Raw genomic sequence first — 21399 nt, forward strand, 5'->3', positions numbered from 1 at the left:
TGCGCTCCGTTTCGGCTTCTGCGACAGCTGTTTCGCCGCCGCACGCAAACCGGCTGCCGCCGGACGGACAATATCGCCGGCAGGTTTCGCGTTGAAAAGGGCATTCCGGAAGCGGAATTATCCGTCGTTGCGGCCTCCGAATTCCGAATTTATCGTACCTTTGCATCTATGGATTTCAAACTCGTCTCGGAATACAAGCCCACGGGCGACCAGCCCGAAGCGATCGCGCAGCTCGTCGATTCGATCCGCCGCGGATCGAAACACAACACGCTGCTGGGCGTGACGGGTTCGGGCAAGACCTTCACGGCCGCCAACGTCATCGCCCAGATCAACAAACCGACTCTCGTATTGAGCCATAACAAGACCCTCGCGGCGCAGCTCTACGGAGAGTTCAAGAATTTCTTTCCCGAAAACGCAGTCGAATATTTCGTCTCCTACTACGACTACTACCAGCCGGAGGCCTACCTGCCGGCCACGGATACCTTCATCGAAAAAGACCTGTCGATCAACGACGAGATCGAAAAGATGCGTCTGCAAACCTGCGCGACGCTCCTTTCGGGCCGCCGGGACGTGATCGTCGTCTCGTCCGTCTCGTGCCTCTACGGCAGCGGCAACCCCGAAGACTTCCATGCGACGGCCGTCTCGTTCAAGGTCGGCGACATCGTCAGCTACAAGCAGTTCCTCTACAAACTGGTCGAAGCGCTCTACACCCGCACCGAACGCGACCTGCTGCCCGCGACGTTCCGCGTCAACGGCGACACGGTGGACATCATGGCCGCCTTCGGCGAATTCGGCAGCCAGTGCTACCGCGTGATGTTCTACGACAACGAAATCGAAGCGATCTGGATCGTCGATCCCGCGACGGGCGCCCGCATCCAGACGATCGACACGCTGACGATCTACCCCGCACGTCTCTTCGTCACCACGAAGGAGCGTATCAACGCTGCCGTACAGCAGATCTACCTCGATCTGGGCAAGCAGATCGAGTTCTTCGAACGCGAAGGGAGGACGATGGAAGCGCAGCGCATCAAGCAGCGGGTGGAATACGATTTGGAGATGATCAAGGAGCTGGGCTACTGTCCCGGCATCGAGAACTACTCGCGCTACCTCGACGGGCGCGCCGCCGGAACGCGCCCCTTCTGCCTGCTCGACTACTTCCCGAAGGACTATCTGCTGCTCATCGACGAGAGCCACGTGACGCTGCCGCAGGTACACGGCATGTTCGGCGGAGACCGGGCCCGCAAGGAAAATCTCGTGGAGTACGGATTCCGTCTGCCGGCGGCGAAGGACAACCGCCCGCTGCGCTTCGAGGAGTTCGAGCAGATGATGGGCACGACGGTCTACATCAGCGCCACACCCGCCGACTACGAGCTCATGAAGAGCGAAGGCGTGGTGGTCGAGCAGCTGATCCGCCCCACGGGGCTGGTCGATCCGCCGCTCGAAGTGCGCGTCACGGAGAACCAGATCGACGACCTGCTCGAAGAGATCGACAAGCGGGTGCGCGTCGAGGACAAGGTGCTCATCACCACCATCACCAAACGCATGGCCGAGGAGCTGTCGAAATATTTCGACCGCATCGGCGTGCGCAACCGCTACATCCATTCGGACATCGACACGCTGGAACGTATCCAGATCCTCGAAGACCTGCGCGCCGGCATGTTCGACGTGCTGATCGGCGTCAACCTGCTGCGCGAAGGGCTGGACCTGCCGGAGGTGGGGCTCGTCGCCATTCTCGACGCCGACAAGGAGGGGTTCCTGCGCAACGTGCGGTCAATCACCCAGATCGCGGGACGCGCCGCACGCCACGCCAACGGCAATGTGATCCTCTACGCCGACCACTGCACCGACTCGATGCGCTACGCCATCGTCGAGAGCAACCGCCGCCGCGAAAAGCAGGTACGCTACAACCTCGAACACGAGATGCTGCCGCGGCAGGCGCAGCGCAGCGGCACGGGACAGAGCACGCTGCTGGCTTCCCAGGGCGAAAAGATCCAGGAGGCGACGCCAGCCTTCTACCTGCCGGCGGAGGATCACTACATGCAGGCCGCCGACGTACAGGGAACCTACGTGGCAGGCGAAAACCTCGACACGCTGATCGCAAAGGCGAAGGAGGATATGGAACGAGCCGCCAAATCGCTCGATTTCCTCGCCGCAGCGAAGTACCGCGACCGCATGTACGAGTTGCAGAAACTGCGCGAGGAGAACCGCAACCGCTGAAACCGCGTCTGAAACCGCAAGCGGGCCTTAATCCGCCCTCTCACAAAGAAGGAGAATAGAAAACGGGAGGACGTCATTTCCCGGAGACATCCTCCCATCGCATTCCGAAATGTTATCTACCGAAAATACGGAACAATACCCGAACGAGCAAAACAGCGAAAAAAACGGCGAACGCCGCATTGTTCCAACAGTTCCAGCGGCGAACCTGCCGTTTGTCGATCGGCAGCCTCTTCCATCGTCCGCAGGGCAGCCGCAGCAAATAGACGAAGCGCACGATCAAAGCCGTAACGGGAACCATGCACCCCCACGACACCACATCGGCAAGCAACGAAGAAGCGGGCAGAAGAAACAGTACCGCCACGCACAACGCACCGACCGTTGCGAATCGCAGCACCCATAAGTCGTTGAAAGCGAGATCGAGTTTTTGCGCCCATTTACCTATATTCTCACTCATAGCACTCCCAATATTTCGCGCTGTATGCCGCAACGGTCAAGCCGATATAGATACATTGTGTCTCCTCCTCGGTCAATTCCGGCGAAGGATCGATATTCTCATAATAACAATTGACGATCGCAGACAGCTCCTTCGGAGCATTCCGTAATGGATTATTTTCTCAAGACTCAATCCTCGATCGCCCCGCGAAAGGTGAAATACCGTGCTGCAAGAAAACTGTATGCGGCCGAAAGGAGAGAGGTCGCGAGTTTCGCGGGTGTAGGCCAGATACCGACGACCTCCACGAACAGTTTCATGCATAGATAGTTGAGCAGGATCGCTCCGGCGACCGACAACGCATAGCGCAGCAGTTGCGTGCGCGTGCCGAGCGGCGACGCACGGAACGCCACGTTGCGATTGAGCCAGAAACCGGTGAAAAAGGTAATCGGAAAGACGAGGAACAGCGACGCGATCGGGGCAGACATGTAGACGAAGCCCAGATCGATCATCCGCCCTTCACCGATCAGAAAGTGATAGATCACGAAATACCACACCGCATCCAACGCCAGATTCATCCCGCCGCAAAAGGCGTAGCGGAACAACTGCCGCGAGACGACCCCTTCCAGCCGACACCAGTAGAACGCATCGACAGCACGGGTTACCAACGAAGCGGGAGAACTCATTTTTTCGCGTAAATCCACAAGTCGGGCCACGCCGAACGGTGTTCCCGCGCGAAACGCTCGCAGACGCCGCGATCCTGCGCGGCGAAGAGCGAGACCATGTACTTCGCACCGAAAGGATAGACCCCGACAGCCAGCGACGGCGCCTCGCGCAACAACTGCTCGCGGCACCGCGCAGCGTTCTCCTCGGTCGAAAATACACCGAAAACCACGTAACACCACCCCGACTGCATCCGTTCGGAGGCAGGCTGCGGTGTGGCGGCCGGTCGTGCGGATGTCGTCTGCGGGACTTCGGTTGATGCCGTGGCGACGGTCGGTTGTGCAGACGCCGCCTGCGGAATTTCGGCAGACGCCGTGGCGCCGGCCGGCCGGTCAGGGCCGGCAGCTCCGTCCGGTCCGGCCGCCGATTCTTCCGTACTCCGTTCGCCCCCCGTCGCAACGGCAGCGGCCGAAACGCCGTCCTCCGCCGATCCGGAAGAAGCTTTCGGCCTCTCGACGTTCGACTTCTCCGCCTGCGCCGCGAAACGCGATACGGATTTCGGGGCGAACTCGATATAACCGAACACGGCGACAGCCACGACAATCGCAGCAACGGCGATCGCCACCACGGCCCGATTCATACGGGGCTGCAAGGTCACGACCTCCTCGCCGGCCGGATTCAGTTGCGCGGCGAACGCCGGTTCGGAGGTAAACGCACGGTGGCGCAGGATTCCGATCCCTTCGAGCGTCAATACCTCGTCTTCGCGCGTCTTAGCCAGCCAACGCCCGAAAACGGCCTGCGCCTGCGCTTCGTCGCACCCTGCGGCGCGGCGGATCAATTCCACGAGCGAAACGCCCTCTTCCGACGGGCGGAAATCGATTTCGTTGCGGGGCGCCGCGATCTTCTGCCGCGACAGGCGGCGCGCACCGCGATGCGCCACATAGAGCATACCTACACCGGGAATTACGACGGAACGGTGATTCAGCAGCTCACCGGCAATGATCTTATTTACCTCTGCGACCATGGTGTTCTCTGTTTCGGCGAAAAGGCTATTTCCGCGCAGGTTTCGTTTTACGGCCGGGCGAAGCGGGCTTCGCCTCGACGGCAGGGCGCGACAACGCCCGCCAGATCATATAAATTCCGAAAAGGATGAAGGGGATACTCAACAACTGCCCCATGTTGAGCAGCATTCCCTGCTCGAAGGCCTCCTGATCCTCCTTGATGAACTCGATGAAAAAGCGTGTCAGGAAGACGCCGATAAGCCCCACGCCGAACAACAACCCCGGCCGGCGGACACCCGTGTCGCGGCGGTAATAGAGCCACCACAACACCCCGAACGTCACCACATAGCACAACGCTTCGTACAATTGCGTGGGATGCTGCACGGGAACCGCGTCGAGCGGCAGGTCGCGGTAGAGACGCACGAACTTGAAGCCCCACGACATATCGGTCACACTGCCGACGATCTCCGAATTGAACAGATTGCCGAAACGCACCGCCGCACCGCCGATCGCCACAGGGATCATGATGCGGTCGAGCGACCAGATGTAAGGCAGTTTGTTCCGGCGCGAAAAGAGCCACAACCCGATCAGAAGCCCCACGGCCGCACCGTGGCTCGCCATACCGCCGTTACGGATTTCGGTGATGATCGCCAGCGGATGCGCAAGATAGTGCTGCGGCTCGTAAAAAAGGCAGTGACCCAGCCGCGAACCGATGATCGTAGCCAGCGTGCCGTAAATGAAAATCGACTCCGAAACCGACGAAGGAAGCCCCTCGCGCTTGCAGAAATTATCGAAGAACTTGGCACCGACGAGAATCGCCAGCGCCCACATCAGCCCATAGTAACGGATATCCAACCCGCCGACGGAGAAAAGCACCGGGTTGAAATTCCATACGATGTACAACGGATTGAATACCATTTTATCGAAATTGGTTTACTTGATTTCGTTCGGGTCCGCCTTCTTGAGCGTGAAGGAGAAGGTACTGCCCACGCCCACTTCGCTGCGCAGCGTGATATGCTCGCCGTGCGCTTCGACGATATGTTTGACGATCGCCAGCCCCAGCCCCGTGCCGCCGTGTTCGCGCGACCGCCCCTTGTCGGTGCGGTAGAACCGTTCGAAGACACGCGGGATATCCTCCTTGGCGATGCCGACGCCCGAGTCCTCGACCTCGATCAGGATCTTGTCGAGCATGTCGCGGAAACGCACGCGCGTCTGGCCGCCCTCGCGGCCGTAGCAGATCGAGTTGGTCAGCAGGTTGACCATCACCTGCCCTACATAGTGCTTGTCGGCCAAGACCCAGAAGGGCGACGGCAGATCTTCGGCCCCCTTCACCAGCAGTTTGATGTGCCGCTCGCCGGCCTTCATCTCCAACTGGTCGGCGATCTCCTTCGTGAGCGCCACGACGTCGAACGGCTCCATTTTGAGCCGCGTCATGTCGCTTTCGAGTTTGGAGATCGTGTCGAGGTCGTTGACGATATTGATCAGCCGGTCGATGCTCTTTTCCGTGCGTTCGAGATACTTGCGGTTGATGAGTTCGTCTTCCAGTCCGCCGTCGAGCAGCGTCGAAATATACCCCTGAATATTGAAAATCGGGGTTTTCAATTCATGCGCCACATTGCCGAGATACTCCTTGCGGAACTTCTCCGTCTCTTTCAGGCGGGCGATCTCCATGTCGCTGGTCTCGGCCCATGCCGACAACTCTTCGGAGATGCTCTCCACGTGCTTGTCCTTCAACTCGTCGAGAATCTCGTGCGTATGCACGTTGCGCGAAAAGACGATCGAATAGATCGGTTTTAGCTTGTAAGCCACATATTTACGGATCACAAAGAGGGCGAACAGCGCCACGATCAGGAACGTCCCGACCGCCACGCACAAAACGACCCACCACGCCACATGGGCCAATGCCGTCGCCAGAGCGACGATCGCCGCCGCCAGCACCGCAACCAACAGCGAGGAGGCCTCTTTCGTCTTGATGTTCATCGTAACAAAAATTAAAGGTGAGACAAATCCGCACTCCGCCCCGTCGAAGGACGACCGTGCGTCAACGCTTCATGTAATTGCGCATCAGGCGGGCGATGTACTTGCCCACGATGTCGAATTCGAGATTCACCACCGAACCGACCCCGATGCGGCAGAAATTGGTATGCTCATAGGTATAAGGAATGATCGCCACACGGAAACCGTCGTCGCGCGAATCGCACACCGTGAGGCTCACTCCGTTGACGGCCACTGAACCCTTCTCGACCGTACAGTTGTCGCCCTGGGGTTCGTAGCGGAAGGTGAAATACCAGCTTCCCTCGGCATCCTCGACCGCCGTGCAGACGGCCGTCTGATCCACATGCCCCTGCACGATATGCCCGTCGAGCAGCGCATCGGGTTTCATCGACCGCTCGACGTTGATCAGATCGCCGACCTGCAACGCCCCCAGGTTGCTGCGCAGCAGCGTCTCCTTCATGGCCGTCACCGTGTAGGTATCCTCCGTAAGGTCTACGACGGTCAGGCACACGCCGTTGTGGGCGATGCTCTGGTCGATCTTCAATTCGCGGCAGAAATCGGCGCGCAGGATGAAATGCTTGTTCTGTCGTTCGCTGCGGACGGCCACCACGGTCGCCGTCTGCTCTATGATTCCGGAAAACATACGATCGTCAATACTTAAATTTAAATGGATTGTTAAAGTTAAGCATAATTTTTCAAACACCCAAACCCGAAGGGACGGAACAACTCCCCCAGCGGGACGAATCGTTTCGGATTCACACCGTCCGGAATCGCAGGACGAACCGACAACTGCCTAACAATTCAAGGTTTTGCGCCATAAGTCCGGCGAGGAAGACAACTATTGCGCCAGGATCGTATGGTAAACTTTTTCGATGAACGTTTCATAGTCATTCAAGATGACTCCCGGCTCCATCGGACCGAACTCAACCTCCGACAGCATGACCGAACAATCCTGATTTCGATAATAGCCCATATATCCATCTTCGGCTCGCAGGACCCGATCGGCAGTTCACCGTGCAGGACGGCGGGCCGCTTTTGGGCGAACCTCGTGCGTCTCAGGCAGGTCGCGACGGACAGTTATTCGCCCGAAGTTATTGGAGATGGTGCTGCGGACGGCCAACCGAGTCCGATCCGTTTGCGAAACCGGAAGGCATGTCGCTCAGTCGACGATAAGATGCGCTTTTACCCGATAAATTTTCTGTATATCCTTGCTTTTGACGACCATTTCGTCGAACCCGGCCTCGCACGAAGCCGTCAGCCGTACCGACTGTGCGCCGGCTTCCAGATGGAGCTGCCGCAGCGTCACGATCTTGCGCGTCACGACGACATACATGCCGCCGGGGATAACCGACTCCACATCGGACTCCTTCAGAAAAACCAGCGTTCCGGCAGGCAGCGTATCGCCCATCGCACGGCCGTAATAGTAGAGCGCGCAGTCGGCATCGTCGCCCATCGGCAGCACGACGTACCCGTCGGGACTCAACAGCTCCACGCCGCGGATCGACTTTTCGACATCAGCATTGAAAAAGGGTATCTGCGCGCCGCGGTCCTCGCTTCCCGAAACGAACATCTGGCCCCTGCCGGTCAACAGCCACAACAGGTCGATCTGCGGAAAATGCTGGACGATCCGTTCGCCGAGTTTCCGGGAGATGCCGTTGTGCCCCCGTTTGATCTGGTAAAGATTTTCACCGCGGGAGAGTCCGATATAACGGGCAAAATAATTCGTCGTCATGTTGGCCCATTTGACGACACTCTCGATTCTTTGCCAATTATTTTGATTTTCGTGCATTATTTCAAATTTTTTTTGCATCTTTGCATCATCATTTGGTCTCGTAGTTCAATGGATAGAATATAAGATTCCGGTTCTTACGATGTGGGTTCGATTCCCGCCGAGACTACTTTTTATCTTATTTTCAGTCACTAACCCCTTTCGATTCATTCTTATATTTTACTACAAAATTAATAACAAATTTCTATTCTCCAATAAAAAATAGCAAATTTAGGCAACTTGATATTGTAAAAGGGTTTTATCGATCTTCCGGTACCGGAAATGAATTCCGACAAAAAAATGCACAAATGTTTCCGAAAGGCGGAAACGGGAGCGAAATAGAAAAGTCCGGCAATGTTTCGACATCGCCGGACTTATTTTTACCGAAACCTTCTCAATAAGTCAGACGCACGCCCAACTGCAAAGACAAATTGACCGGCGAAACCGTCCGGGCCGTCCGCAACGCGGTTTCCGTCAGGTAATAGGAGACGCCCGGTTCGAAGTAGAGGGCCGTCCGCCGCGTAAAATCGTACTGCACACCCGCGTTGGCGGTCAACGACCATTGCAGCTCCTTTTCGGCGACGGACTCGGAGCCGAATTTCGCATAGAGGCACTTTTCGACCATTCCGCCGGCACCCAGATAGAGCTTCCAGTCGCCGCGCGACAGAAAATCCCAGTTGACACGCAGCGGAATACCCAGCATGTGAAGCGTCTGCGAGAACGACTCGTCATTCTGCGATACCCTGACATCCGAACGCAACAGCGAATAGACCAGACCGCTTTCGAGCGACAATCCGTATCCGAATTCCTTGCGAACGGAGATGCCGAAACTGAGCGGTTGCTTATGCCGGTAAAGATAATCGTCGTAACCGCGTTTCATTCGGAAAATGCCGCTCGAACTGAGCACATGAGAGGGCGAAGCCGAAGCCAACGGCGTCGCCCGCCCCGACGACACCTGCTGCGCCGTCGGCAATCCGGCGGCGAAAAGCCCCACCGACGTCCGCCGCTGCACCCGCTCCGGTTCGAAGGAACGCCGTGCGGCTTCCCCGGGAAGCGTGCGGGCGATCGTCCGCTCCGACGAACGCGAGGCGGCGGCCTTTGCGGCAGGTTGCGCCTCTTTCTCCTCGGCTACCGCTTCTTCCCCGGCCGCAGAGGGTTCCGCATCCGACGGTGCTGCGGCTTCCGTCTCGCTTCGGGACGACCGCACCTCCGCTAACGCATCGCCCGAGAGAGTCTGTACCGACCCGTCGGCCGCAACGATCGCAGCCGGCCGACTTTCGGCCAAAGCCTGCCGAACCTTCGCTACCAGCGGCGCCGGGGCTTCGGAGAGTGCCGTCAGCGCCTCGTTCCGCAACGGTTCGTCATCATATAAAAGCTGACCGTCCGCCGTCGTAAGTTCTCCGGCAAAGAACGTTGTTTGTCGATCACCGTCCACAACACCTTGATTTACGACAGTCTCACCTATTAATACGGCAATCGCTACGACGGCGGCGACGGCAGCTATTTTTTTCCAGGCGGGAGTGAAAGCCCTGCGCCGCCGGCCGGCAGCGGCCAAGTCGCGCTCCAGCGCCTCCCAGCCTCCTTCCGGCAACGACTCGTCGGCACCTCTCAACTTCTCCCGAACCGTTGCAATCCACCGTTCCTCCCGCTCCATCCTATTCCGTTTCATTTGTCCTTTACATACTCCTTAATGCGTCGCGCCAACAAGGCCTTTGCGCGAAACAGCTGCGACGACGAGGTTTTCTCACTGATTCCCAACCGCTCCGCAATCTCCCTATGGGAGAGCTCCTCGATACAATAGAGGTTGAAAACAGTCCTGTATCCGTCGGGCAGCTCGGCGATCAACCGTTTCAGATCGTCGTAGGGCAACCGCTCCATTTCGTCCGACGTCGGCTCTTCATAGCGTTCGGGCAGCCGGTCGACCGTAGTCGGATAGTGCAACCGCCGCTTCTGACGCAGCGCTTCGAGCGAAACGTTCACCGCGATCCGTTCCATCCACGCCCTCAAGGAACCCTCGCCGCGCCATGAAAAACGGTCGATTGCCGCGAACACCTTGATAAAACAGTCATGGAGCAGATCCTCGGCCGTCGCCCGATCCCCGACATAACGCAGGCAGATACCCAACAAACGTCCTCCGAAACGAGTATACAGCTCGCGGCGGGCATCGTTATCTCCGGCTTTACAACGCTCTGCGAGTATCCGTTCCTCCATGCTCATCGTTCGTCATATAATAAATGGTGTCCTCTCCCGAATACTGCATCCCCGTAAAAAAAATATTTTTTTATCTCTTTACGCAGTATTTCGTACTTTCGTGCGTTTATAGAAAGGAACAAATTTAGAAATAAAATAGCTAAACCCATGAAAAAGTTCAAATTATTTCTCCTCGCGGCGGTCGCGGTGCTGCCCGTGCTCCAGTCCTGCAACGACTCCGACGTAGAGGGCGCCGACAGCATGGCGCTCGTGACCATCCTCAATCCGGGCGGATTGAGCGGGACGTTCTATTTCAAGGCGGACAACGGACAGACGCTCTATCCTTCGCAATTCGCCGTACCTACCGGCGGCTACAATCCCGAAGACGGACAGCGCGCCTTCATCTATTACTCGCTGCTCGAAGAGAAGAGCCAACAGTACGACTACAACATCAAGCTCTACGGCATCAGCGAAATTCTCACCAAGGACGTCGAAGAGATGAATGACTCCAACGAAGCCGAGTTCGGCGACGAGCCGATCGAATTGGTGAAACTCAGCGGCGAGGACAGATTCGACTGCCTGATCAGCGCCGGATACTTCACCTGCTCCTTCCAGATCAAAGTCACCGGAAGCGAGAAACACAAGATCAGCTTGGTTCGAAGCGCTTCGGCGGACGATACCGAAGACCCCGACTACACGCTGCTCGAACTGCGCCACAAACCCGACGACATGGGATCGGACACTCCCGTAGCGAGATCCAGCATGGCTTCGTTCAAACTCAACTCCTACGATCCGGCCGTCACTCAGAAGAAAGGTCTCAAAATCCGCTATAAGGATTTCGACGGGAATCTGCGTACGGCGCTGATCGATTACACGGAATAGACACATCCCATCTCAATTAATAAATGATTCAACCGGAAGGTCTGTCCGCTGCGGCGGACAGGCCTTTTTTCTTTTGCGGGAAAAGTCCGCCGCATCGCCGCAAGGCGATGACGGCGTTTTTTGAAGCGGCGAATGCGGAGATTTTCCGAAAAATAAGTATATTTGTAACACGATTGCATGTTTCGGGTACCGGCAGCCGCAACCTGTTACAGTCAGGCCGCAGGCGGGGAAAGAAGGATCCGTAAATGCAGCCGCCGCTGCGAATGGCGGCGACCGGAAAATGAAAAACCGTACCGGAACTACCGGCATACCGGAACATACGATTACCCTTTGTAACCATGTCTACGATCCGAAACATAGAGAGCGATCTCGAATTCGAAAATAAAATCCGCCCGCAGGAGTTGCAGAATTTCGCCGGACAGGAGAAGATCGTCGAAAACCTGCGCATCTTCATCCAGGCGGCCCTCATGCGCGGCGATTCGCTCGACCACGTATTGCTGCACGGCCCTCCCGGACTGGGCAAGACCACACTGGCGAACATCATCGCCAACGAGATGCACTCCCAGCTCAAAGTCACCTCCGGCCCCGTTCTGGACAAGCCGGGCGATCTGGCGGGCCTGCTGACGAACCTCAATCCGGGCGACGTGCTCTTCATCGACGAAATCCACCGCCTGAGCCCCATTGTCGAGGAGTATCTCTATTCGGCCATGGAGGACTACAAGATCGACATCGTGCTCGACAAGGGTCCTTCCGCCCGTTCGATCCAGATCGAACTGGCGCCCTTCACGCTCATCGGCGCCACGACGCGCAGCGGCCTGCTGACCTCGCCGCTTCGCGCGCGTTTCGGCATCCAGTGCCATTTGGAGTACTACGACACCGCGGTGCTGTCGGGAATCGTGAAACGTTCGGCACGCATTCTCGACGTTTCGATCGACGACGACGCGGCGATCGAAATCGCCCGCCGTTCGCGCGGCACCCCCCGTATCGTCAACGCCCTGCTGCGCCGCGTGCGCGATTTCGCCATGGTCAAGGGCGAGGGGCACATCGACTTGGCGATCACGCGCATGGCACTCACAGCACTCAACATCGATGCGCGCGGGTTGGACCAGATGGACAACCGCATCCTCCAAACGATCATCGGCAAGTTCAACGGCGGCCCTGTCGGGCTGAATACGATCGCCACCGCCGTGGGCGAAGATGCCGGAACGATCGAGGAGGTCTACGAACCGTTCCTCATCATGGAGGGGTTCCTCAAACGCACCCCCCGCGGCCGCGAAGCCACCGAAACGGCGTTCCGGCACCTGGGACTCACGCCGCCGACGCTCGGCGACACGCTCTTCTGACGGGATTTCCCGACCGGAGTGCGGCATAAACTGGACCAAACCAACACTGAAACAGATATGTTACACCCCTCTCTTCCGTCTCGGACCGGCTTTCGTTCCACGATCGCCGGTCTGGCGTAGCGTGTATCCTCTGCGGCTGCTCTTCCAGAATCTACACCTCTCTTACCGAGGCGGGCGCCCCGCTTCCCGCCGACAGCGTCAGGCTCTTTACGGAAGATCTCCCGCGGCCCGCTTCGTCGCGCAAAATCGGAGAACTGACGATATCGAGTTCCTCGGAAAATGCCGACGAACGCAATCGGGAAGCAGTCGATCTGGCCGTCCGCGCGACCGCCGGCATCGGCGGCGACGCCCTCTCGGTCACGGAACAGAACGAAACCGCGACCTCCAACGGCACGACCTATACCCTGAGCGCCGACCTGCTCCGCATCGACGGCAGGGACACCTCCGCGACGATGCGGTTCGATCCGCCGCTGCGGCTCCGTTCGAAACATCCTGCCAAGGTTATCCGACGGATGAACGACCGACAGCGGAACCGCCTTCCCCGCCACCTGTTCTACGGCAGTGCCGGAGCGGGGTTCGTCGTCAGCGATCTCTACACGATCGACGGAGCGCCCTATGACGGGAGCACCGCCGGCATCGCCTACAACGCAGGCTACGACTATTGTTTCGCCCGCGGTTTCACGCTCGGACTCCGCTACGCCTGCTTTCGCATGAAAGCCGAACTCTCCATTCCCCACCCGATAGCGCCAATATCGAGCGTCCTACGGTGCAACATCGGCACCCACTACGCGGCACCCGAAGCGGGATATTCGTTTCGCGTCGGAAACAAGTTCATGTTCTCGGCACTCGCCGGCATCGGCTACGTCAACTACTTCGAGCGGATGGAAGGCACACGGTTCTCGCTCGACGGATTCGGTACGCACGGCATCGTGCGTGCGACGCTCCTCCTTTCGAAACGTCTCGACATCGGCGCCGAAGTCGGCGGTTACAGCTCCTACTTCACCTCTTCCGCGCTTGAAACGGCGGATTTCGACGGACACGCCGGAATAAAATATGTCAGTATCGCAATGGGTCTTCATCTCCATTTTTAAAAAACATCGTTTTATTTTTAATAAATCTATTTTAAAAACTAATATTTTTTATTAACTTGCGGGCGTGATAATTGTTTGACATACCGGTAAAATTTAGCTTATGGACACGAACGAATTGATGAAGGAAGCGCTCGCCTATCACGCCGAAGGAGGCCCCGGCAAAATCGAAATCCGGCCGACGAAACCCGACGCCACCCAGTACGATCTCTCGCTGGCCTACTCGCCCGGCGTGGCGGCGCCGTGTCTGGCCATCGCCGACGATCCGGCCAAGGCGTACGACTATACGATCAAGGGCAATCTGGTGGCGGTCATTACCAACGGAACCGCCGTACTGGGACTGGGCGACATCGGCCCGCTGGCCGCCAAACCGGTCATGGAGGGCAAATGCATGCTTTTCAAGCACTTCTCCGGAATCAACGCCTTCGACATCGAGATCGATACGACCGATCCGGAGGAGTTCATCGCCGCCGTCAAGCGAATCGCCCCCACCTTCGGCGGGATCAATCTCGAAGACATAAAAGCTCCCGAATGTTTCGAGATCGAACGGCGGCTCGTCGAGGAGCTGGACATTCCGGTCATGCACGACGACCAGCACGGAACGGCGATCATCGCCTCGGCAGCGCTCATCAACGCGATGTACCTGAGCGGGAAACGCATCGACGAGGCGCAGATCGTCGTCAACGGCGCCGGTGCGGCCGCCATCGCCTGTGCAAGGATGTTCCTCGCGCTCGGCGCGCGCCGCGACCAGATCACGATGTGCGACAGCCGGGGCGTAGTCACGACCCGCCGCACCGACCTCAACCCCGTCAAGCGCGAATTCGCGACCAGCCGGCCGGTCACGACGCTGCGCGAAGCGCTCGTCGGCGCAGACGTCTTCCTGGGCGTTTCGACGGCCGGCGTGCTCGACGCCGACATGGTGCGGTCGATGGCCGGCAACCCGCTGGTCATGGCGCTGGCGAATCCCGATCCCGAAATCTCCTACGACGAGGCCAAGGCGGCACGCCCCGACGTGATCGTCGCAACGGGCCGTACAGACTACCCCAATCAGGTGAACAACGTGCTGGGATTCCCCTACATCTTCCGCGGCGCACTCGACGTCCGCGCCCGCAAGATCAACGAAACGATGAAACTCGCCGCTGCGCACGCACTCGCGGAGCTGGCACGCGAGGAGGTTCCTGCGGAGCTGGCTGCCGCCTTCGGCGTCGACCGGCTCGAATTCGGCCCCGACTACCTGATCCCGAAACTGACGGACCCGCGCCTGCTCGGCCGCGTCGCCCCCGCCGTAGCCCGCGCGGCCGTCGAATCAGGCGTGGCGCAGCGCCGTCCCGACATCGAATAAACGCAAAGACGGGAAGTCTTCCTTCCGGAGAACTTCCCGTCTTTGTTTTCTTAATTCCTACTCGGCCGACAACCGCTGCCAGACCAGCCGTGAAATCTCGGCGATCAGCGCCGCGGTCTCCCCGTCCGAAAGCGCCGTTTCGGCGACGTAGACGCAGATCGCATACCCGCTGCCGTCGGGCAACTCGACATACCCCAGATCGTTGTCGGCGATCTTCACTCCCCGCGCATCCCGATCCGACGAACCGGTCTTGTGCCCGATCGTCGTCCCGTCGGGAAGTCCTGCCCGCAGTTTATTCATCCCCGTGGTCGTCGTGCACAACGTCTGCCAGAGAAAATCGCGGTATTCGGATGCGAACAGACTGTCGTGCCGAAACCGATCCAACAGCAGCGCCATCGCCTCCGGCGTCGCACGGTTGCGGCGCTGGGCATCCGGCGCCCCGCTCATCTCCCGCTCCGTCATCCGGAAATCGAGTCCTTCGGCGGGCAGCCCCTCCACGTAACGCTGCAATGCCCCGATGCCGCCGATCTCGCGGATCAGACGGTCGCAGGCGCAGTTGTCGCTTTCGGCCACCGTGTAACGCAGCAGTTCCCCGAACGAGAAACGTCCGCCCGCCGGATGCGCCTCGCGCAACGGCGACCACGTATCGGGCCACAGATCGTCGCCCGTCACTTCCAACTGCGCCGAAAGCGGCAGCCCCAGCGAGTCCAACCGCGCCGCTGCGGCCAGCGCCAGCGGAAATTTGAAGGTGCTCATCGCCGGCATCGGACGGTCGCCGCCGACCGAGGCGATCACCCTGCCCTCGCGCACGACGGCGATACCCACCTCGGCGTCGACACCGCGCACGGCCCGGCACAGATCGCGTTCCAACCCGTGCGGTGTAACGAACCACAGCGTCCCTGCCGCACCTGCTAAAAGCAAAAGAAGAAAAAATCGTTTCATCGGACCACAATAGAATCAAACCGACCGGACGAGCCGCGACAATTCGTCGAAGGTCATCGTCCGCACCTCGCAGGCACCGACTGCGGTCGGCAGCACCAGACGGATCGTATCGCCCTCGCTCTTTTTGTCCTTAGTCACGGCCGCGAGCAGCCGTTCGGCCGGCACCGGCGGTTCGGTCGCGAAGCCCAACGCCGCAAGCAGCCGCACGATGCGGTCGCACGCGGCCGGGGCCAGCAGCCCCAGCTTCACGGCCAGCCGTGCGGCGATCGCCATGCCGACGGCCACCGCCTCGCCGTGGATCATCTCGCGCGAGCATTTCTCGACGGCATGGCCGAACGTATGGCCCAGATTGAGTTTGCGCCGCTCGCCGTGTTCGCGTTCGTCGCGGCTCACGACCGCGGCTTTGAGCCGCACGGAGTGCACCACGACCTTATCCATGGTCTCCGGATCGGCGCACAGGCCGTCGAGTCCCGCCCGCTCGATCAGCCCGAAGAGCGGTTCGTCGCCGATGATCCCCGCCTTGACCGCCTCGGCCAGTCCTGCGCGAATCTCCCGCAGGGGAAGCGTCGCGAAGAGCGACGTGTCGCAGACGACGAATTGCGGCTGGGCGAAAACGCCCGCCATGTTCTTGTACCCGTCCAGATTGACGCCGTTCTTGCCGCCGACGCTCGCATCGACACACCCCAGCAGCGTCGTCGAGACGAACCCGAACGGAACGCCGCGCATGTAGACCGATGCCACGAAGCCCGTGACGTCGGTCACGATGCCCCCTCCGACCCCCAGCAGGAAGGTCGTGCGGTCGGCGCCGCGGCGGATCAGCTCGCGGCAGACCTCCTCGACGGTCTGCAACGTCTTGTGCTCCTCGCCCGGCTCCATGCAGATCGGGTCGCAGTCCTCGAACAGTTCGGGACGGCAACGGGCGACATTGCGGTCCGTCAGCACGATCACCCGCCCCTGCGGCAGCAGGCGCGGCAGCTCCTCGACGGTGCGCCCCACCACGACGCGGCTGCGTCCGGCTACTTGCAACGAATAACTCATCATCGAACAGATTTACCTGAATGAATACCTGAGCAAATGTAACACATTTTCCTGAGATTTTATTACCTTTGCCCCCGTAAATATCCCGAGTAACATATGCAAAAACTACGCAATATTGCGATTATCGCCCATGTAGACCACGGAAAGACTACATTGGTCGATAAGATGATCCTTGCAGGAAATCTCCTGCGCGACAACGCCCAGCAGAACGGCGAACTGATTATGGACAACAACGACCTGGAACGCGAGCGCGGCATCACGATCCTCTCGAAAAACGTTTCGGTCATCTATAAGGACTACAAAATCAATATCATCGACACGCCGGGACACGCCGACTTCGGCGGCGAAGTCGAGCGCGTGCTCAACATGTGCGACGGCGTGCTGCTGCTCGTCGACGCTTTCGAAGGCACCATGCCCCAGACCCGCTTCGTGTTGCAGAAGGCCCTCGCGCTGGGCAAGAAACCCATCGTGGTCATCAACAAAGTCGACAAACCCAACTGCCGCCCCGAAGTGGTCAACGAGCAGATTTTCGATCTGATGTTCACGCTCGACGCCACCGAGGAGCAGCTCGACTACAAGACGATCTACGGCTCGGCCAAACAGGGCTGGATGTCGCACGTATGGACAGAACGCACCGACTCGATCGCCCCGCTGCTCGATGCCATTATCGACGAGATTCCGGCACCCGCAACCGTCGAAGGGACGCCCCAGATGCTCATCACCTCGCTCGAATATTCGCCCTACGTGGGACGGATCGCCGTGGGCAAGGTGACGCGCGGCTCGCTCCGCACCGGCCAGAACGTCACGCTGGCCAAGCGCGACGGCGTGACGATGCAGAAGACCCGCATCCGCGATCTGATGATCTTCGAAGGGTTGGGCAAAAAGAAGGTCGAGGAGGTCGCCTGCGGCGAGATCTGCGCACTGGTAGGCATCGAAGGATTCGAGATCGGCGACACGATCTGCGACTACGAGAACCCCGAACCGCTGCCGCCCATCCAGATTGACGAACCCACGATGTCGATGCTCTTCACGATCAACAACTCGCCTTTCTTCGGCAAGGACGGCAAATACGTCACCTCGCGCCATATCAAGGAGCGGCTCGACCGCGAATTGGAAAAGAACCTCGCCCTGCGTGTCGAACCGGGACAGAACGCCGATTCGTTCGTCGTCTACGGCCGCGGCGTGCTGCACCTGTCGGTGCTGATCGAGACCATGCGCCGCGAAGGCTACGAGTTGCAGGTCGGCCAGCCGAAGGTGATCGTCAAGGAGATCGACGGGGTGAAATGCGAACCGATCGAAGAGATGAGCGTCGACTGCCCCGACGAATCGGCCGGCACGGTGATCGAACTGGCGACCAAGCGCAAAGGCACGCTCACGAACATGGAATCGGCCAACGGCCGCACGCGGCTCGAATTTTCGATCCCCTCGCGCGGGATCATCGGCCTGCGGTCGAACATGCTCACCGCCACGGCCGGCGAAGCGATCATGACACACCGGCTCAAAGATTTCGAACCTTGGACGGGCGAGATCGAAATGCGCACCAACGGCTCGCTCATCGCATCGGAGACGGGTACAGCCTATGCCTACTCGATCGACAAGTTGCAGGATCGCGGCCGCTTCTTCATCTCCCCCATGGATCAGGTCTACGAGGGAGAGGTCATCGGCGAGAGCACGCGCGCGGGAGACATCACGGTCAACGTCACCAAAGCCAAACAGCTGACCAACATGCGCGCTTCGGGTTCGGACGACAAGGCGTCGATCGCCCCGCCCAAGATCTTCTCGCTGGAAGAAGCGCTCGAATACATCAAGGAGGACGAATACGTCGAAGTGACGCCCCATGCCATGCGTCTGCGCAAGATTCTGCTGCACGAGGTCGACCGCAAACGCGCGTCGAAATAATCCGGAAGGGCGATGGATCACGTCACACTGTCGCTTGCCGTCGGCGCCGTCGCAGGCGCATTGGTCGCCATTCCGATGATCTTCCAGCGGTCGTCGGCACGGTCGTGCTTCTCGGCCTTCTTCGTCTACCTCTTCGCGGCAGTCCTCGTCTTCCACGGCCGTCTGCCCTACCTGCCGTGGTGGGCGCAGGGAATGGCCGTCGTCATGATGCTGACCGTTCCCCTGCTCTTCGCCTTTTCGGGCAAGGAGCGCAAGGCGATCCCCGTCGTGGTGTTCAATGCACTGCTCTTCGGTTTTCTGATCTCGGCGGCGGAGCGTTATCTCTGAAACGACCGAAATCGAACGGGCGGAACTTTTTCGGAAGGTTCCGCCCGTTCGATTTGCCGGACAGCCGCCTATTCCGGCCGCCGCAGCGTCGCATAGGAGAGAATATGCCACGTGAGTCCGACGGCGAGCAGCAGCAACCCCGCCTGCGCCCACCACCACGCACGCACGACTCCGAAGATGCAGTAGAGCAGCGTCGCCCAGATCAACGTGACGGAGATGATCTTCGCATGCAGCGGAATGGCGCGGTACTCCCTGAAATTGCGGACGTAGGCGCCCAGGCAGGGATGTGCCAGCAACCGGTCGTACAACCGCGGTGAAGAGCGGCAGAAGGCCCACGCCGCCAGCAACAAAAACGGCGTGGTGGGCAGCAGCGGCACGAAAATCCCGACGACACCCAGCACGAGCATCGCCCACCCGAACAGGATGTAGCCCGCCCGCGAGAGGCGGGAGCCGCCCGCAGGTTTGGCAGGGCGTGGAACACGCGGAGGAACAGTCGGAGATTTCACGCAGTAAAAATAACGCTTTTATCGATTCGTTCGTATCTTTGCCGGGAACGAACTGCCGTCCGGATTCGCGAAAGCGCGCCTCGGCAAATCCGTAAACAAGTTTGCTTTTACACTCGGCTTGCACGACTTTGCGGAGGACGAGCCTCCGCTTAGATAGGCGGCGCCTCGGCAAAACCGCAAACTTCGTTTGCTTTTGCGCTCGGCTTGCACTATCTTTGTATCCGGAAACATGCCAAAACGAACCCGTCACGAAATTAATCTTGCTGTATGGAGAAAAAAATAGGAATCGCCTGCGACCATGCGGGCTATGAAATGAAGGAGTTCCTGATCGGTTATCTGGGAACCAAGGGGTACGATGTCTACGACTTCGGCACCGACTCGCCCGAAGCGGTGGACTACGCGGATTTCGCGCATCCGCTGGCCGAAGCGATCGAAAAGGGCGAATTCGAGCGCGGCATCGCCCTCTGCGGTTCGGGCGAAGGAATGGCCATCACGCTCAACAAGCATCAGCGCATCCGCGCCGGTCTGGTGTGGCGCAAGGAGATCGCCGAACTTGTCAAAAAACACAACAACGCCAACGTCATCGTTCTGCCGGCACGCTTCATCACCAACGACGAAGCGATGGAGTTCATCGAGACCTACCTCACTACCGAGTTCGAGGGCGGCCGTCACGAACGCCGCATCGCCAAGATTCCCGTCAAGGGCCGCGAATAGATCGGCCCGCCCGGCATCGAGCTTGCTTCGCTACGGCACTCGCTGCGAAACGGATGCGGCCGCAAGGCCCCTACAACCGCTCCCTGTGGAGAAATACCCCGTCGAAAGGCGGGGTATAGTTTTGCGCCCGCACGGGATCGTCGAACAATCCGAAAAGAGCCGAGCCGCTGCCCGACATCGCGGCATAAACGGCGCCCGCCTTCAACAAACTCTCTTTGAGCACCGCCAACCGCGGATGTGCGGCGAAGACGTGCGGTTCGAAATCGTTCTTCACTCGCCCCTGCCAGGCGGTCACGGGCAGCCGCATCGACTCTTCGAGCGACTCGGCCGGTACCGCAGGCCGCACGCCTGCATACGCCTCGCGCGTGGAAACCGTCTCATCGGGCTTCACGATCAGCAGCGTATATCCTCCGAAAGCCGGCTTCACGGGCCGCATCACCTCGCCGCGGCCCGTGCAGAGCTGAGGAGCGTTGCGCACGAAAAAGGCCGTATCGCTGCCCAGTGCCGCCGCGCAGTCGATCAGCTCCGCCTCCGCAAGCCGCAGGCCGAACAATGCGTCGACCCCCTGCACGACCGCCGTCGCATCGGCCGAGCCGCCGCCCAGCCCGGCCCCGTAGGGCACACGCTTGTCGAGCACGATTCGTACGGGCCCCGCACCGTAGCGTTCGTGCATCAGCCGCCAGGCCCGCAGGCAGATATTGTCCTCCGACGGACAATCGACCGGCAACCCCCGCTGCACGAGTTCGGTTTCGATCGCAGGCTCGATCTCCAACCTGTCGTACAACTCCCTCACGGGCACCATTACCGTCGACACGTCGTGGAATCCATCGGCCCGACGGCGAAGCACGTCCAGCCCGATATTGATCTTGCAGTTGGCTCGTAATTTCATGCGTTGCGATTTTGTCGGCAAAATTACGATAAATTCCCGACACCGGAACCCGCACCCCCGAAATTCATCCCGTCTGTCGCGTTTTCAAGGCTCCTCTCCCGCACCCGTGACAGAACTCTATACAGCCATACTCGCGGACGGCATGTTAACCCGAAGAACGAATCT

At 59.3% G+C, this 21399-nt stretch carries 22 protein-coding genes and 1 tRNA gene; 10 read left to right on the forward strand and 13 right to left on the reverse strand.

The features are described from left to right. Positions 1-168: 168 nt before the first annotated feature. On the forward strand, positions 169-2217 hold the full coding sequence (gene uvrB / locus FMF02_RS13245; protein ID WP_141413469.1) for an excinuclease ABC subunit UvrB: 2049 nt from the start codon (positions 169-171) through the stop codon (positions 2215-2217). A 112-nt stretch (positions 2218-2329) separates the two neighbouring features. On the opposite strand, the gene FMF02_RS13250 is transcribed toward uvrB, so the two are convergent. From FMF02_RS13250 to FMF02_RS13280, 7 genes are all read right to left on the reverse strand, one after another. Beyond that, positions 2330-2671, reverse strand: coding sequence for a hypothetical protein (locus FMF02_RS13250; RefSeq protein ID WP_141413470.1), 342 nt, complete (start codon positions 2669-2671; stop codon positions 2330-2332). A gap of 167 nt (positions 2672-2838) precedes the next feature. Beyond that, positions 2839-3333, reverse strand: a complete 495-nt coding sequence (locus FMF02_RS13255) for a GtrA family protein (RefSeq protein WP_141413471.1) — start codon at positions 3331-3333, stop codon at positions 2839-2841. Next, positions 3330-4334, reverse strand: a complete 1005-nt coding sequence (locus FMF02_RS13260; RefSeq protein WP_141413472.1) for an SPOR domain-containing protein — start codon at positions 4332-4334, stop codon at positions 3330-3332. Before FMF02_RS13260 ends, FMF02_RS13255 begins: the two co-directional genes overlap by 4 nt. A gap of 25 nt (positions 4335-4359) precedes the next feature. Continuing rightward, positions 4360-5229, reverse strand: coding sequence for a prolipoprotein diacylglyceryl transferase (gene lgt / locus FMF02_RS13265; RefSeq protein ID WP_141413473.1), 870 nt, complete (start codon positions 5227-5229; stop codon positions 4360-4362). Positions 5230-5244: 15 nt separating this feature from the next. Beyond that, complete coding sequence (locus FMF02_RS13270) at positions 5245-6291, reverse strand: sensor histidine kinase (RefSeq protein ID WP_019129327.1); 1047 nt, start codon at positions 6289-6291, stop codon at positions 5245-5247. A 61-nt stretch (positions 6292-6352) separates the two neighbouring features. Beyond that, positions 6353-6949 (reverse strand): riboflavin synthase, encoded by a 597-nt coding sequence (locus tag FMF02_RS13275; RefSeq protein ID WP_141413474.1) that lies wholly within the window; start codon positions 6947-6949, stop codon positions 6353-6355. Positions 6950-7465: 516 nt separating this feature from the next. Further along, positions 7466-8038 (reverse strand): hypothetical protein, encoded by a 573-nt coding sequence (locus tag FMF02_RS13280; RefSeq protein WP_227043237.1) that lies wholly within the window; start codon positions 8036-8038, stop codon positions 7466-7468. A gap of 94 nt (positions 8039-8132) precedes the next feature. Between FMF02_RS13280 and FMF02_RS13285 the strand changes: the two genes are divergently transcribed. Beyond that, positions 8133-8204, forward strand: a tRNA-Arg gene (locus FMF02_RS13285). Positions 8205-8468: 264 nt separating this feature from the next. Here FMF02_RS13285 and FMF02_RS13290 read toward each other — a convergent pair. Both FMF02_RS13290 and FMF02_RS13295 read right to left on the reverse strand, forming a co-directional pair. Then, complete coding sequence (locus tag FMF02_RS13290) at positions 8469-9743, reverse strand: outer membrane beta-barrel protein (RefSeq protein WP_141413475.1); 1275 nt, start codon at positions 9741-9743, stop codon at positions 8469-8471. Beyond that, positions 9740-10285: an RNA polymerase sigma factor gene (locus FMF02_RS13295; RefSeq protein ID WP_026074683.1), complete on the reverse strand. Its 546-nt coding sequence runs from the start codon at positions 10283-10285 to the stop codon at positions 9740-9742. The genes FMF02_RS13290 and FMF02_RS13295 overlap by 4 nt, the downstream gene beginning before the upstream one ends. A gap of 147 nt (positions 10286-10432) precedes the next feature. On the opposite strand from FMF02_RS13295, the gene FMF02_RS13300 reads away from it, so the two are divergent. The 5 genes from FMF02_RS13300 to FMF02_RS13320 all read left to right on the forward strand — a co-directional run bounded on the left by FMF02_RS13300 (position 10433) and on the right by FMF02_RS13320 (position 14919). Beyond that, complete coding sequence (locus FMF02_RS13300; protein ID WP_141413476.1) at positions 10433-11146, forward strand: NigD1/NigD2 family lipoprotein; 714 nt, start codon at positions 10433-10435, stop codon at positions 11144-11146. 23 nt (positions 11147-11169) lie between these two features. Beyond that, on the forward strand, positions 11170-11391 hold the full coding sequence (locus tag FMF02_RS13305; protein WP_141413477.1) for a hypothetical protein: 222 nt from the start codon (positions 11170-11172) through the stop codon (positions 11389-11391). A gap of 93 nt (positions 11392-11484) precedes the next feature. Then, a complete protein-coding gene (ruvB, locus tag FMF02_RS13310; protein ID WP_141413478.1) occupies positions 11485-12489 on the forward strand; it encodes a Holliday junction branch migration DNA helicase RuvB in 1005 nt (334 codons plus the stop codon). 452 nt (positions 12490-12941) lie between these two features. Continuing rightward, positions 12942-13580, forward strand: a complete 639-nt coding sequence (locus tag FMF02_RS13315; protein WP_141413479.1) for a hypothetical protein — start codon at positions 12942-12944, stop codon at positions 13578-13580. 100 nt (positions 13581-13680) lie between these two features. Next, the gene (locus FMF02_RS13320; protein ID WP_141413480.1) at positions 13681-14919 is read left to right on the forward strand and encodes a malic enzyme-like NAD(P)-binding protein; all 1239 of its coding nucleotides are present in this window, start codon (positions 13681-13683) and stop codon (positions 14917-14919) included. A 57-nt stretch (positions 14920-14976) separates the two neighbouring features. On the opposite strand, the gene bla is transcribed toward FMF02_RS13320, so the two are convergent. Then, positions 14977-15861 (reverse strand): class A beta-lactamase, encoded by an 885-nt coding sequence (gene bla, locus FMF02_RS13325; RefSeq protein ID WP_141413481.1) that lies wholly within the window; start codon positions 15859-15861, stop codon positions 14977-14979. A 15-nt stretch (positions 15862-15876) separates the two neighbouring features. Further along, on the reverse strand, positions 15877-16899 hold the full coding sequence (aroB, locus tag FMF02_RS13330; protein ID WP_141413482.1) for a 3-dehydroquinate synthase: 1023 nt from the start codon (positions 16897-16899) through the stop codon (positions 15877-15879). A 96-nt stretch (positions 16900-16995) separates the two neighbouring features. Here aroB and typA point away from each other — a divergent pair, with 96 nt between their 5' ends. After that, complete coding sequence (gene typA / locus FMF02_RS13335) at positions 16996-18798, forward strand: translational GTPase TypA (protein WP_141413483.1); 1803 nt, start codon at positions 16996-16998, stop codon at positions 18796-18798. A gap of 12 nt (positions 18799-18810) precedes the next feature. Continuing rightward, the gene (locus FMF02_RS13340; RefSeq protein WP_019129313.1) at positions 18811-19125 is read left to right on the forward strand and encodes a hypothetical protein; all 315 of its coding nucleotides are present in this window, start codon (positions 18811-18813) and stop codon (positions 19123-19125) included. A 68-nt stretch (positions 19126-19193) separates the two neighbouring features. On the opposite strand, the gene FMF02_RS13345 is transcribed toward FMF02_RS13340, so the two are convergent. Further along, positions 19194-19532 carry a YbaN family protein gene (locus tag FMF02_RS13345; RefSeq protein WP_141413675.1) on the reverse strand — a complete coding sequence of 113 codons (339 nt, stop codon included), beginning with the start codon at positions 19530-19532 and terminating at the stop codon, positions 19194-19196. A 366-nt stretch (positions 19533-19898) separates the two neighbouring features. On the opposite strand from FMF02_RS13345, the gene FMF02_RS13350 reads away from it, so the two are divergent. Next, a complete protein-coding gene (locus tag FMF02_RS13350) occupies positions 19899-20345 on the forward strand; it encodes an RpiB/LacA/LacB family sugar-phosphate isomerase (RefSeq protein WP_141413484.1) in 447 nt (148 codons plus the stop codon). 70 nt (positions 20346-20415) lie between these two features. On the opposite strand, the gene ispE is transcribed toward FMF02_RS13350, so the two are convergent. Beyond that, entirely contained in the window at positions 20416-21234 is an 819-nt protein-coding gene (gene ispE, locus FMF02_RS13355; protein WP_141413485.1) for a 4-(cytidine 5'-diphospho)-2-C-methyl-D-erythritol kinase, read from the reverse strand. Positions 21235-21399 lie beyond the last annotated feature (165 nt).

Origin of the sequence: Alistipes communis (assembly GCF_006542665.1) — a bacterium.
Lineage (GTDB): Bacteria > Bacteroidota > Bacteroidia > Bacteroidales > Rikenellaceae > Alistipes > Alistipes communis.